This is a genomic window from Aeromonas bestiarum, from assembly GCF_000819745.1.
GTDB lineage: Bacteria > Pseudomonadota > Gammaproteobacteria > Enterobacterales > Aeromonadaceae > Aeromonas > Aeromonas bestiarum.
In genome coordinates this window covers 346,758-359,742 of record NZ_CDDA01000015.1, presented here as the reverse complement: position 1 = coordinate 359,742, position 12,985 = coordinate 346,758, and the positions used below count along the sequence as shown (strand labels likewise).

11 protein-coding genes and 1 pseudogene are annotated in these 12,985 nt (G+C 59.2%); 9 read left to right on the top strand and 3 right to left on the bottom strand.

Annotated elements, in window-relative coordinates; all coding sequences use genetic code 11:
• Window positions 1-26: 26 nt before the first annotated feature.
• The 5 genes and pseudogenes from BN1118_RS08860 to BN1118_RS08840 form a co-directional block, all read left to right on the top strand.
• A complete protein-coding gene (locus tag BN1118_RS08860; protein WP_084214051.1) occupies window positions 27-617 on the top strand; it encodes a sigma-70 family RNA polymerase sigma factor in 591 nt (196 codons plus the stop codon).
• Window positions 610-1,353: a DUF3379 domain-containing protein gene (locus tag BN1118_RS08855; protein WP_043555599.1), complete on the top strand. Its 744-nt coding sequence runs from the start codon at window positions 610-612 to the stop codon at window positions 1,351-1,353. The genes BN1118_RS08860 and BN1118_RS08855 overlap by 8 nt, the downstream gene beginning before the upstream one ends.
• A gap of 409 nt (window positions 1,354-1,762) precedes the next feature.
• Entirely contained in the window at window positions 1,763-3,061 is a 1,299-nt protein-coding gene (locus tag BN1118_RS08850; RefSeq protein WP_043555597.1) for an outer membrane protein transport protein, read from the top strand.
• A 253-nt stretch (window positions 3,062-3,314) separates the two neighbouring features.
• The gene (locus BN1118_RS08845) at window positions 3,315-4,571 is read left to right on the top strand and encodes an outer membrane protein transport protein (RefSeq protein WP_043555595.1); all 1,257 of its coding nucleotides are present in this window, start codon (window positions 3,315-3,317) and stop codon (window positions 4,569-4,571) included.
• A 129-nt stretch (window positions 4,572-4,700) separates the two neighbouring features.
• Window positions 4,701-5,642 (top strand): annotated as a pseudogene (locus BN1118_RS08840) (EAL and HDOD domain-containing protein); the annotation flags it as partial.
• A gap of 12 nt (window positions 5,643-5,654) precedes the next feature.
• On the opposite strand, the gene BN1118_RS22475 reads toward BN1118_RS08840, so the two are convergent.
• Window positions 5,655-5,969, bottom strand: a complete 315-nt coding sequence (locus BN1118_RS22475; RefSeq protein ID WP_378039905.1) for a DUF6484 domain-containing protein — start codon at window positions 5,967-5,969, stop codon at window positions 5,655-5,657.
• Entirely contained in the window at window positions 5,921-7,084 is a 1,164-nt protein-coding gene (locus BN1118_RS08835) for a thiolase family protein (RefSeq protein WP_043555858.1), read from the bottom strand. The genes BN1118_RS22475 and BN1118_RS08835 overlap by 49 nt, the downstream gene beginning before the upstream one ends.
• Before the next feature lie 133 nt (window positions 7,085-7,217).
• Between BN1118_RS08835 and BN1118_RS08830 the strand changes: the two genes are divergently transcribed.
• Window positions 7,218-7,610: a MerR family transcriptional regulator gene (locus tag BN1118_RS08830; RefSeq protein ID WP_043555857.1), complete on the top strand. Its 393-nt coding sequence runs from the start codon at window positions 7,218-7,220 to the stop codon at window positions 7,608-7,610.
• Window positions 7,611-7,809: 199 nt separating this feature from the next.
• On the opposite strand, the gene BN1118_RS08825 is transcribed toward BN1118_RS08830, so the two are convergent.
• Entirely contained in the window at window positions 7,810-9,054 is a 1,245-nt protein-coding gene (locus BN1118_RS08825) for a dicarboxylate/amino acid:cation symporter (RefSeq protein ID WP_043555592.1), read from the bottom strand.
• A gap of 269 nt (window positions 9,055-9,323) precedes the next feature.
• Here BN1118_RS08825 and ppnP point away from each other — a divergent pair, with 269 nt between their 5' ends.
• From ppnP to BN1118_RS08810, 3 genes are all read left to right on the top strand, one after another.
• Complete coding sequence (ppnP, locus tag BN1118_RS08820; RefSeq protein WP_042871795.1) at window positions 9,324-9,608, top strand: pyrimidine/purine nucleoside phosphorylase; 285 nt, start codon at window positions 9,324-9,326, stop codon at window positions 9,606-9,608.
• Window positions 9,609-9,818: 210 nt separating this feature from the next.
• Complete coding sequence (locus BN1118_RS08815; protein ID WP_042871793.1) at window positions 9,819-11,201, top strand: L-serine ammonia-lyase; 1,383 nt, start codon at window positions 9,819-9,821, stop codon at window positions 11,199-11,201.
• Window positions 11,202-11,477: 276 nt separating this feature from the next.
• Entirely contained in the window at window positions 11,478-12,848 is a 1,371-nt protein-coding gene (locus tag BN1118_RS08810; protein WP_043138795.1) for an L-serine ammonia-lyase, read from the top strand.
• The last annotated feature ends 137 nt before the right edge of the window (window positions 12,849-12,985 follow it).

Below are 12,985 nucleotides of genomic sequence, written 5' to 3'. Positions count from 1 at the left end.
CCCTCATATAAAAAGGAAGCCCAGCGATGGCGTTAGGTTTTTTCAGAAAAAAAGGTGCCACGGTCGGAAAGGATCCCACGGCTTCCCCGGTCTATGGAGACATGGCAGACAAACAGACCAAATACGAAGCCCTGGTGCATGCCCTGCACGGGGACATTTATCGCTACGCCTACTGGCTGTGCCGGGATCCGCAGGTGGCGGAGGATCTGGTGCAGGAGACCTTTCTGCGCGCCTGGAAGGGCATAGACTCGCTGCTCGATGACAAGGCCGCCAAGGCCTGGCTCATCACCATATTGCGACGGGAAAATGCGCGCAGGTTCGAGCGCAAGCAGTTCGATCTCATCGATCTCGACGAGCATCCCCAAAGCGATCCGGATGCCTTGCACAACGAGCAGGAGATGGAGAACGAGTGGCTCAGACGCCACATAGCCCGCCTGCCCGCCGAGTATCAGGAGCCCCTGCTGTTGCAGGTGCTGGGGGGCTTCAGCGGCGACGAGATAGCGGCGCAACTGGGATTGAACAAGAACACCGTCATGACTCGCCTGTTTCGGGCCCGCAACCAGATCAAAGAGGCCATGGAGTCAGCGACACAACAGAGAGGACACACCAATGGATGAGCTGGAATTTCGCCGTCGGGCCATCGCCCATCCGCTGGAGCATGATCCCGCCTTTGTCGACGCGGCGCAGGCCTCCCCCGCCAATCGCAAGCATCTGGACGAGATGAAGCAACTGGATCGTCGCCTGCATCAGGCGCTGGAGGTCGAGGTACCGGCCGGGCTGGCCGAGCGCATCCTGCTCAGACAGGCGCTGGAGGCCGAGCAGGAAAGCCGGGTTCCCCTGCCGGTGCGCCCGCGCAGCCAATGGCGTCCGCTGGCCATGGCCGCCTCGGTCGCCTTCCTGCTCGGCATGAGCACCCGCTGGCTCAGCTGGCCACTGACACCGCCCGCTGAACTCTCCCTCGCCCAGGTCGCCATGGCCCACGTCTACGGTGAGGAACCCTTTATCAAGGATGTGGATGAGAAGGTGAGCCTGCGCACCATCAACGCCAAGATGGAGAAATACGGCGCCACCCTGATGGGCATGCAGGGTCTTAAGGTCACCTACGTCAATCACTGTGCCTTCTACCAGGGACCGGCACTGCACATGGTGTTTCAGGGCAAGATGGGGCCCGTGACCCTGTTCCTGGTGCCCAAGCATGTGCCACTCACCCTGCAGCCCACTTTCGAAGATGGCCAGCTCAAAGGGGAGATAGTGCAACTCAAGGGGGCCAACATGGTGTTGATCGGTGACATGCAGGAGCCGCTGGATCCGGTGGCGCAGGCGCTGGAATCCCGTCTGCACTGGTCGATTTAACAGGGGTTAACCCAATCCTGACTCGCACCGCATAGAGTCAACTGCACGGGCAGACAATCCGGTTGTCTGCCCGTTCTTCTCCATTTCCACCACAATCCTCACTCATTTGCCGCCCAATCACCGCAAATGGTCAAAATTATTTTTGTGACGAAGATCATCCTTAACGCTCAGATTTCACTCAATAAGTGGCAAAAGAGACTATTTAAACGCCAAGTTAAAACAAATGATTAACACAATAGACACTTTTATGTATTCTGCTGTCACTGGTCTGATTTCTTACCTCCTACCAGATCCATAGAATCACGCCAGAATTGAATGGGAAGAAGCTGAAATAACAACAGATCTTGTCGTATACGGTGGCAAAAAAGCCCCGATGCTGACAGAAAATCTGCCTACAAGAGAGAACACTATGACAACTGCCTTTTTCAAAAAGAGCCTGATCGCTGCCGCCGTCACCCTGGCCAGTACCCAAACCTTCGCCGCCGCGTTCCAGTTGAACGAACACTCAGCCTCCGGTCTGGGTCGCGCGTATGCAGGGGAAGCCGCCGTGGCGGACAACGCCTCCGTGTTGTCCCGCAACCCGGCAGCCATGACCCGCTTTGACAAGATGGCACTCTCCGTCTCCGGCACCTATATCAAGCCGGACGTGGATGTAAATGGTGATATCTATGCCGGCTCCACCAAGTTGGCAAGCGCCAGCGAAAGCGGTATCGCACCAAGCGCCTTCGTGCCTGCCACCTACTTCATCCAGCCGCTGAACGACCAGTGGGCCTGGGGCATCGGCATGTTCTCCAACTACGGTCTGGCCACCGAGTACTCCGACAACTTCAACGGGGGCTCAGTTGCCGGCAACACAGAACTGCTGACCTTCAACATCAACCCGAACATCGCCTACCGCGTCAACCAGCACTTCAGCTTCGGTGCCGGTCTGAACCTGGTGTATGCCAAGGCTGAATTGAACCGCCGCGCCGGTGTACTGGCCGCCGTACCGCCGCTGAGTGGCGTGCCGGGTATCGGTAAGGACACCATCGTCAGCCACCTGAAAGGAGATGACTGGGGTTACGGCTGGAACGTGGGCACCATGTATGAGGTGAACGAGAACAACCGTTTCGCGCTGACCTATCGCTCCCAGGTAGACCTGAAGTTCAAGGGTGACTATCAGGGCACCTCCTCCGGCTTCAAGACCGTCAGTGGCGAACTGCCGCTGGATCTGCCAGCCCAGGCCGAATTTGCCGGTTACCACCGTCTGAACCAGCAATTTGCCGTTCACTACTCCGTCAACTGGACCGACTGGAGCGCCTTCCAGGAGCTCAAGGCCACCAGCGACCAGTGCAAGAGCACCGACGGTGCTGGCGTCTGCCTCTACAAGCCGGAGAAGTTCAAGGACTCCACCCGTTACTCTCTGGGCGGTACCTGGTACGTCAACCCATCATGGGAAGCGCGTATCGGCTTCGCCTACGACAAGACCCCGATCGAGCCGGAATATCGCAGCCTGAGCATCCCGGATTCCGACCGCGTATGGTACAGCGCCGGTGCCACCTACCACATCGACAAGGACATGAGCGTCGATTTCGGTATGGCCTATCTGGACGGCAAGAAAGTTGACGTCAACGAGAAGCTGGTCGAAAGCAATGAAGCGCTGCGCTGGAAAGGCACCTCCCACGGCAACGCCTTCCTCGCCTCCGCTCAGTTCAACATGAAATTCTGATCATCTGCCTATCGACAAGAGCGCCTGCGGGCGCTCTTTTTTTATGCAAAATTCCATTTTCAGCGTACAGATGTAGCAAACAGTTGTACGCTTTTCCTTTTTTATCAAGCTATTAGCGCCCTATCTCTCAGCATTTAATCTTGTTTTTCTCCCCACGGCTCCCCTGCCGTTGCCTTACTGGTCATACCATATAAAATCCTGCACCCAACCATAAGACAGATTGAACGCCGAGTTCACTTTCAAGGACCATTCAATGCACTCCATCATGAAGCCGTCTCTCATCGCCCTGCTGGTGCTGTCAGGCCAGGCCCAGGCGGCAGGTTTCCAGCTGGCCGAACAATCCGCCACCGGCATGGGCCGCGCCTTCGCAGGCGAGGCCGCCATCGCCGACAATGCCAGCGTGCTCTCCCGCAACGCCGCCGCCATGACCCGTTTCGATCGCATGGCCTTCTCCGGCGGCTTCATCTATGTGCGCCCCGACGTCAACATCGAAGGGATCACCCGGGTGCCCACCGCCATGGGGCCCGTCACGCTGGATGCGAGCGCCCACGACATTGCCGATGATGCCTGGGTACCGAATGCCTATCTGATTGTGCCGCTCAACGACCAGTGGCGACTGGGGCTGGCGGCAACCTCCTACTACGGCCTCGGCGTCGAGATGCCGGACAATTACAATGCAGGTCACTTCGGCAATGTCTCCGACATCAAGACCCTGGATCTGGGCGCCTCGCTGGCCTATCGCATCAACCGTGTCTGGTCCGTCGGTGCCGGCCTCTCCGCCATTCGGGGGGAAGGAGAAGTGGGCGGTACCTTCCCCTCCAACAACAAGATCGCCAAGCACCTGAAGGGGGATGGCTGGGCCATGGGCTGGAACCTGGGCACCCTGCTGGAGCTGTCGGACGCGACGCGTATCGGCCTCTCCTACCGCCACGACGTGACCCTGAAGCTCTCTGGCGATGCCATCGGCATCGATCAAAATGGTCAGCCCTTTACCGATACCGGCAGCCTGGAACTGCCCCTGCCCGCCACCGCCGAACTGGCGCTGTTTCACCAGCTGACACCCAGCCTGGCGCTGCATTCAAGCATCAACTGGACCAACTGGAGCAAGTTCGTTCAGCTCGAATCCGAGCTCGACCACAACGGCGTCATGCACATCAAGGACGAGCACTGGGAAGACAGCTGGCGCTACGCCCTGGGCCTGACCTATCAGCTGGCGCCGCAATGGCAACTGCGCTCCGGCCTGGCCTATGACCGCAGTCCTGTGCCGGCGGATCGCCGCACCATCTCCATCCCTGACTCTGATCGGGTCTGGTACAGCGCCGGGGTGGGTTACCAGATCGACCGCAACCTCTCGCTGGATCTGGGCCTGACCCTGATCGATGGCAAGAAGGTGGATGTAACCGAAACCATGCAGCTGAAACCCGGGATCCCGCAGACCACCTCCACCTTCCAGGGGACCTCGGAAGGGGATGCCTGGCTGGCCGGCCTGCAGTTGAATTACCTCTTCTAGTCCAAGCCGGGGCAGATCCTCCTCCCATACAAGCACTATGCCAGTTATTGACCGTTTCCGGCCCGGCAGCACTGGCATAGTGCTCATCTTCACAATAAAATCAATCCAGTACCCACACTGGAGAGATGCATGTATTCATACGTAGCAAGGCAGCCCATCCTGGATCGGGAGTTGAATACCCACGCCTATGAGCTGCTGTTTCGCGACAGTCTGAATAATGTCTTTCCGGTGATCTCCTCCCAACAAGCCACAGCCAGACTGGTGGTCGAGCAGTTCCTGCAACAGAACATAGATCAGCTGCTCGGTGGCCGTCCCTGCTTCATCAACTTCCCCCACTCCCTGTTGCTGGAGGGGCTGGCCGAGTGCCTGCCACAAGAAAAGGTGGTGATCGAGATCCTGGAGGATGCCGATCCCGATGATGCCCTGCTGGCCAAGGTGCAGCAGCTGCATGAGCTGGGTTATCAGCTGGCGCTGGACGACTTCACCATGTCAGACGAGTGGGAGCGCTTCCTGCCCTATATCCACATCATCAAGTTCGATCTGCGCGCCACCTCGCTGTTGCGGATCAAGGTGTTCATCCAGCAGCATAAGCATCTGAAACTCACCTACCTGGCTGAGAAGGTGGAAGACAAGGCGGAGTTCGAGCGGGCAAAACGGCTCGGTATCGATCTGTTCCAGGGCTTCTTCTTCAGCCGGCCCGAGATGGTGAAACAGGCCACCATGGAGCCCGCCCAGGTGGTGGTGATGCAACTGCTCAACGTGGTCAATCAGGAGGAACCTGACCTCAATCGCATTGAGCAACTGCTGAGTCAGGACATCTCCCTGTCGCTCAAGCTGCTGCGTTACGTCAACCACCTGAAGAGCCACGCCAATCCCATCTCCTCCTTTCGCCAGGCCGCCGTCTATCTTGGCCACGCCCAGCTCAAACGCTTCGTGACCCTGGTCGCCGCCACCAGTGCCGGCCACGGCAAGAGCGCCGAGCTTTATCAGATGTCCATGATCCGGGCCCGTTTCTGCGAGCTGCTGGCCCACGCCCATGCCCCTACCCAGCAGGCACAGCAAGCCTTCATCACAGGCTTGTTCTCACTGCTGGATGTGCTGATGGAACAGCCGATGGACAAGCTGCTCGGCACCATTCCCCTGATCGAGGAGATCCGGGTCGCCCTGCTGGAACGCAAGGGCAACCTGGGATTTTATCTCTCGTTCTGTGAGGATTATGAGAGTGCGAACTGGCAGCGCATCACCGCCAGAACAGCCCGGCTCGGGCTCAATGAAGAGAAAGTCAGCCAGCTCTATCTGGCCGCCACGGCCTGGGTCAACCAGCAACTCCAGGCCATGGCGGACACGGATTAGCCCAGCTCGAGGGCAACCGCCGTCGCCTCTCCCCCACCGATACACAGGCTAGCCACTCCCCGCTTCAGGCCGCTCGCGCGCAACGCATGAATGAGGGTGACCAGGATCCGGGCACCGCTCGCCCCCAGAGGATGGCCCAGCGCACAGGCCCCGCCGTTCACGTTCACCTTGTCATGGGGCAGCTTGCAGCCCGCCATCGTCAGCAGGCTGACCATGGCAAACGCCTCATTGATCTCGAACAGGTCCACCTCTTCCACTCGCCAGCCCACCTTGGCCAGCAGGCCCTTGATGGCACCGATCGGTGCACTGGTAAACTCGGCAGGCGCGGCGGCATGGCTCTGATAACCCACCAACCGGGCCAGCACCGGCAGGCCCAGTTGCGCCGCCGTCTCGGCCCGCATCAGGATCAATGCCGCCGCCCCATCCGAGATGGAGCTGGCGTTGGCCGCCGTGATGGTGCCGGTCTTGCTGAATGCCGGTTTCAGATGGGGGATCTTCTCGGGCCTGGCCTTGGCAGGCTGTTCATCCTCGGCGAGCAGCAGGGTATCCCCGGCCATCACAGCTGCCAGCTCGGCCTTGAAGGCACCGCTCTGTTGCGCCGCCAGGGCCCGCTCCAGCGAGGCGATGGCAAAAGCGTCCATGTCGGCGCGGGTCAGTCCGGCGCGATCGGCACTCAGCTGGGCATAGTGGCCCATCAGCTGGCCCTCATAGGCATCCTGCAAGCCATCGAGGAACATATGATCGAGCACGCTCTGGTGCCCCATCCGAAAACCGCTGCGCGCCTTGTCGAGCAGATAGGGGGCGCGACTCATGCTCTCCATTCCTCCGGCGATCACTATGTTAGTGTCACCGAGGCGCAAGCCGTCTGCCGCCAGCATCACCGCCTTCATGCCGGAGCCACACACCTTGTTGACCGTGGTGCAGGGCACGCTGTCCGGCAAGCCGGCCTTCAGCACGGCCTGACGGGCGGGCGCCTGCCCCACCCCGGCGCTGAGCACATTGCCCAGATAGGCCTCGTCGATTTGATCGCCTCTGAGCCCGGCCTGCGCCATGGCGGCGGCGATGGCACAAGCACCCAGCTCGGGGGCCGTCTGGTTGGCCAGGGCCCCCTGAAAGGCCCCCATGGGGGTACGTTTGGCCGCAACAATCACTATATCCATCAATTGCACTCTCCTTGTTACATAGACATAACATATGCTGCCACCGCAGCAGGAACAAGACTTGCGGGGCAGTTGACGTTTGGGTAAGGTGCCAGCCTGCATTGACAACCAAGATGGCAGCCAAGACAGCCGTATGACCAAATCCAAGGATGACACGCGGACCTACAGCATCAGCGAACTGGCCCGTGAATTTGATGTTACGACCCGAAGTATTCGTTTTTATGAAGATCAGGGACTTTTGAATCCGGCCCGTCAGGGACAGACCCGGATCTACAGCCGGCAGGACAGAGTGCGTCTCAAACTGACCCTGCGCGGCAAGCGTCTGGGCTTCAGCCTGGCGGATATCCGCGATCTGTTCGATCTCTACGATGCGGACAAAAGCAGTCGAACCCAGCTGCAGACCATGCTGGGACTGGTGGCCGACAAGCGGGAGATGCTGGAGCAGCAGCTGGAAGACATCAAGATGGTGCTGCTGGAACTCGATGCCGCCGAGCAGCGTTGCCAGCAGGCACTGACCCAACTGTGATGAGTCCCTCTCAGCCGTCATAAAGAGAGGGGCCCGCAGGCCCCGCTGAAACTCGATGCCGCCGAGCAGCGCTGCCAGCTGGCGCTGGGCCAGCTGACGCCCTGAGTCGGTAAGAAAGGGGCGACAATCCCGGCCCGAGGAAAATAAAAAGAGGGAGGCTTGCGCCTCCCTCTTGTCATTCATGGCAGTGAGCCTGCTCTCAGGCTTCCTTGCTCCAGCGATCCGGATCGTAATCCGGGCTGTAGCGGTCGACGATAATGGCGCAGGCCGCATCCCCCGTGATGTTCAGGGCGGTGCGGATCATGTCGAACAGGCGATCCAGTGCAAACAGCAGCGGCAAGCCCTCGATGGGGATCCCGGCAGCCAGCAGCACGGCCACCACCAGGAAGCTCGGGCCTGGCACACCGGCCTGACCAATGGCTCCCAGGGTCGCGGTCACTATGATGGCGGCCCAGGCACCCATGGAGAGATCTATGTTGTAGACCTGGGCGAAGAAGATGGCGACCAGACCGTAATAGATGGCGTTGCCGCTCATGTTGATGGTGGCGCCGAGTGGCAGCACGAAGGACGCCGTGGCGTTGGTCACCTTCAGATCCTGCTCGCAGGTTTCCATGTTGACCGGCAGGGTCGCCATGGAAGAGGCGGTGGAGAAGGCGACGATCTGCGGCTTCTTCATTGCCGACAGGTACTTGCGCACCGGAGTGTTGGAGAAAAGTACGATCAGCAGCGGGTAGACCACGAAGGCGAAGATCAGGATGGCGGCCAGATAGACCAGGAACAGCTTGAGCACCAGGGTCAGCACGTCGAAGCCGTAGGTACCTATGGCCTCGGCCATCAGACCAAATACCCCGAGCGGCGCTATCAGCATCACCTTGTTGATCATCCAGACGAAGGCATCCACCAGGGTGTTGAGGCCGTCCACCAGCGGCTTGGCACGCTCGCGAGGCTGCTTGGCCAGCGCGATGCCGAGGAACATGCAGAACACCAGGATCTGCAAAATGTTGGCCTCGTTCAGTGCCTGGAACACGTTGGTCGGGATCATGCCGAGCAGGGTCGACACCGCATCCGGCAAAGCGCCCTTGTCAGCGTAGTCGCCGGAGAACATGGAGGCCATGGAGCCAAACTCGACCCCGACGCCCGGTTTGAAGATTTGCCCCATGACCAGCGCCAGCAGCACGGCCAGCGCAGAGGTACCGAGGAAGAAGATCAGGGTGGTGACCCCTATCTTGCCCGCCGCAGGGCTGGCGCCCAGGTTGGCCGCACCCGACAGTATGGCGACGGCCACCAGCGGGATCACCAGCATCTTGATCAGCTGGATAAAGAGGGTGCCGAGCGGCGCAAAGACGGTGGCTTGTTCACCCATGAACGCCCCCACCAGTGCTCCCAGCACCATGGCGACCACCACTTGGAAGCCAACGTTCTTGATGAGTCCTTTTGTTAACACAGCATGTTCCTTTAATTAGCAGATATTCACACTTTCCCAGTGCAATTAACCAAACAGGGGAAGAACCTCTGTTCATTCCCCTGAGCGCGCGCTTTATCTCATATTTATCTGCTGTTTTAAATCGCCTGATCGTTAACGGGTGTTATTGATAAGTTTGCAACAAAGTGAAGATTCAAAAGGGACATGGCGATTTTTGCCGCTTTGTTCATGACAACTGACAAAACATTGTGCTACTTTTGCTGTGCAAACATGCATACAGGGATGAAAACATGCTGAAAGTTAACGAGTATTTTGACGGAAATGTAAAATCTATCGCTTTCGAGCAAAAAGGCGACAAAGCCACAGTCGGAGTGATGGATGCGGGCGACTACCAGTTCAATACCGCCGCCCCAGAGCGGATGACAGTGGTCAAGGGAGCCCTCACCATACAGCTGGCCGATGAAGATGAATGGCACACCTATAGCCAGGGCCAATCCTTCGACGTGGCGGGCGACTCCTCCTTCAAGCTGGAGGTGAAAACCCCCACTGCCTATCTGTGCGAATTCCTCGACTGAGTGACTGAACGCAGATGAGTGGCTGAACAGTGCCAGGGAGCGAGCCTAAGTCTCGCTCCTTCTCTTTGATGCCGCGCGCCAATTCCAACCTTTATGCCCGCTGCCAGCCACTCATTTGTATGCCGCCATCACACGTCTCAGCTTCCCCGCTTTCCATCGACTACAAAAAAATTACAATGTTTAGACAAAACCCATAATCGGAGTGGTGTCATGATCAGTGTCTTCGACCTGTTTTCCATCGGGATCGGCCCTTCTTCTTCGCATACGGTGGGGCCGATGCGGGCCTCCTGCGCCTTTGTCAAAGAGCTCAAGCGGCAGGATCTGCTACCCAGGATCGAACGGGTAGAAGTGGAGTGCTACGGCTCCCTCGGTCAGACCGGCAAGGGCCACGGCACCGGCAAGGCCATCATTCTGGGGCTGGCCGGTTTTGAACCGGAATCGGTAGACATAGAGGCCATTCCCGCCTTCCTCGGCGAGGTGGATCGCAACCAGTCGCTGCTGCTGGCTGGCGAGCAGCCATGCCAGTTCGCCCGGATCGGCGCCATCATCTTCAATCGCCGCAAGACACTGCCCGCCCACTCCAACGGCATGACGCTGCGGGCCTTCGCCAGCGGCGCCCTGCTGTTCGAGCAGACCTACTACTCGGTCGGCGGCGGCTTCATCATAGAAGAGAGCCATTTTGCCAACGCCAAGGAAGAGGCGGCCCGCTTCGATGCCGCCCACCCCATCCCCTACCCGTTCGAGAGCGGCGCCCAGTTGCTGGCTCACTGCCAGGAGAGCGGTCTCTCCATCTCGGGGCTAATGCTGGCCAACGAGAAGGTGTTTCGCAGCGAACAGGAGATAAAAGCGGGGCTGCGCAAGATCTGGCAGGCGATGCAGGCCTGTGTCGAGCGCGGTTGTCGCAGTGAAGGCGTGCTGCCAGGCGGCCTCAAAGTGAAACGCCGGGCCCCGGCCCTCCACCGTCAGCTCAGTTGCGAGACCAACTTCAACAAGGATCCCCTGATGGTGATCGAGTGGGTGGACCTGTTTGCGCTGGCCGTCAACGAAGAGAATGCCGCCGGAGGCCGGGTGGTGACAGCCCCTACCAACGGCGCTGCCGGCATCATTCCCGCCGTGCTGCACTACTACGATCGCTTCGTGCGCAAGGTGGATGATGAGCTGCTGCTGAGCTACTTCCTCACCGCCGCCGCCATTGGCATCCTATATAAGAAAAACGCCTCGCTGTCGGGAGCCGAAGTGGGCTGTCAGGGAGAAGTAGGCGTCGCCTGCTCCATGGCCGCCGGTGCCCTGACCGAGATCCTGGGGGGCAGCCCCGCCATCGTCGAGAATGCCGCCGAGATAGGCATGGAGCACAACCTGGGCCTCACCTGCGATCCTGTGGGCGGGCTGGTGCAGGTGCCCTGCATAGAGCGCAACGCCATGGGCGCGGTCAAGGCAATCAATGCCGCCCGCCTGGCCTTGCGCGGCACGGGCGAGCACAAGGTATCCCTGGACAAGGTGATCAAGACCATGTGGGAAACCGGCAACGACATGAAGACTAAGTACAAGGAAACCGCCCGCGGCGGCCTGGCGGTTAACATTACAGAATGTTAAAAACAGCCAATTGACTCCACTTTTTCCCCCTATACCCGGCCTGGCCGGGTATTTTTATGGGCAAACGCTTAACAAAATGGATAAGCATCAAAATAAATTTTATACTCGCGCCTCTGATTCAACAAAAATAGATCTATTTCAACTTTTTTTAGGCTTTGAACCGTTACACTGCGGTTATCTGGTTCATTGACCTCGGCGACGACGCCCTCGTCCCATGGATCACCCCGTTTCTGCGAGTGGGCATGGCGCCCCCTTCTATCCTGAGGTAATTGTTACATGATCAGCGTTTTTGATATCTTCAAAATCGGTGTTGGCCCCTCCTCTTCCCACACTGTCGGCCCGATGAAGGCTGCCAAACAGTTCGTGGATGAACTGCGTGCAGGCGGCAAGATCCGTGACATCACCCGGATCCAGGTCGATGTCTACGGCTCACTCTCCTGGACCGGTAAAGGTCATCACACCGATACCGCTATCATCATGGGTCTGGCGGGTAACCTGCCGGAAAACGTCGACATCGACGCCATCCCTGAATTCATCTCCCGCGTAGAGCAGACCGGCCGCCTGCCGATCGGCCTGCACTGCCACACCGTCAGCTTCCCGCGCGATGCCATGGTATTCCATGACGAAGCCCTGCCGCTGCACGAGAACGGCATGAAACTGACCGCGCTGGTCGAAGATCAGGCCGTCTACAGCAAGACCTATTACTCCATCGGTGGTGGTTTCATCGTCGACGAAGAGAACTTCGGCAAGGCCGACAGCGGCGACATGTCCGTCAGCTACCCGTTCAAGAGCGCGGCTGAGCTGATCGCCCACTGCAGCCAGACCGGCCTCTCCATCTCCACCCTGATGCTGGAGAACGAGAAGTGCTTCAACACCCCGGAAGAGATCTACAAGAAGCTCGGCAAGATCTGGAACACTATGCGCGAAGGGATCGAGCGTGGCTGCCGCACCGAAGGTGTGCTGGCCGGCCCGCTGCGTGTGCCCCGTCGTGCGGCGCCCCTCTACCGTCAGCTGACCACCAACGAGAACCTCTCCAACGATCCGATGAACATTATCGACTGGGTGAACATGTTTGCCCTGGCGGTGAGTGAAGAGAACGCCGCCGGTGGCCGCGTGGTCACCGCCCCGACCAACGGCGCCGCCGGCATCATCCCGGCCGTGCTGGCCTACTACGACAAGTTCATCCAGCCGGTGGGCCGCGACGAGTACACCCGTTTCTATCTGGCCGCCGGTGCCGTGGGCATGCTCTACAAGATGAACGCCTCCATCTCGGGTGCCGAAGTGGGTTGCCAGGGTGAAGTGGGTGTCTCCTGCTCCATGGCCGCCGCGGGTCTGACCGAACTGATGGGCGGCAGCCCGGAGCACGTGTGTGAAGCCGCCGAAATCGGCATGGAGCACAACCTGGGTCTGACCTGTGACCCGGTTGCCGGTCAGGTGCAGGTGCCCTGCATCGAGCGCAATGCCATCGCGGCCATGAAGGCGGTCAACGCTTCCCGCATGGCCCTGCGTCGCACCTCCAAGCCGCGCGTCTCCCTGGACAAGGTCATCGAGACCATGTACATCACCGGCAAGGACATGGACTCCAAGTACCGTGAAACCTCCCGTGGTGGCCTGGCCATCAAGGTGATGCAGGTTGCCTGCGAATAAGCCGCATTTGCCAGAAATACAAAAAGGCGGGAATTCCCGCCTTTTTGTTGCCCGTTATTTCGATTGTCCCGCCTGACTCATCACCCCTGCTCATCCCATATTCCCGCGACCCATGCACCTCTCCAGATAAACACAGC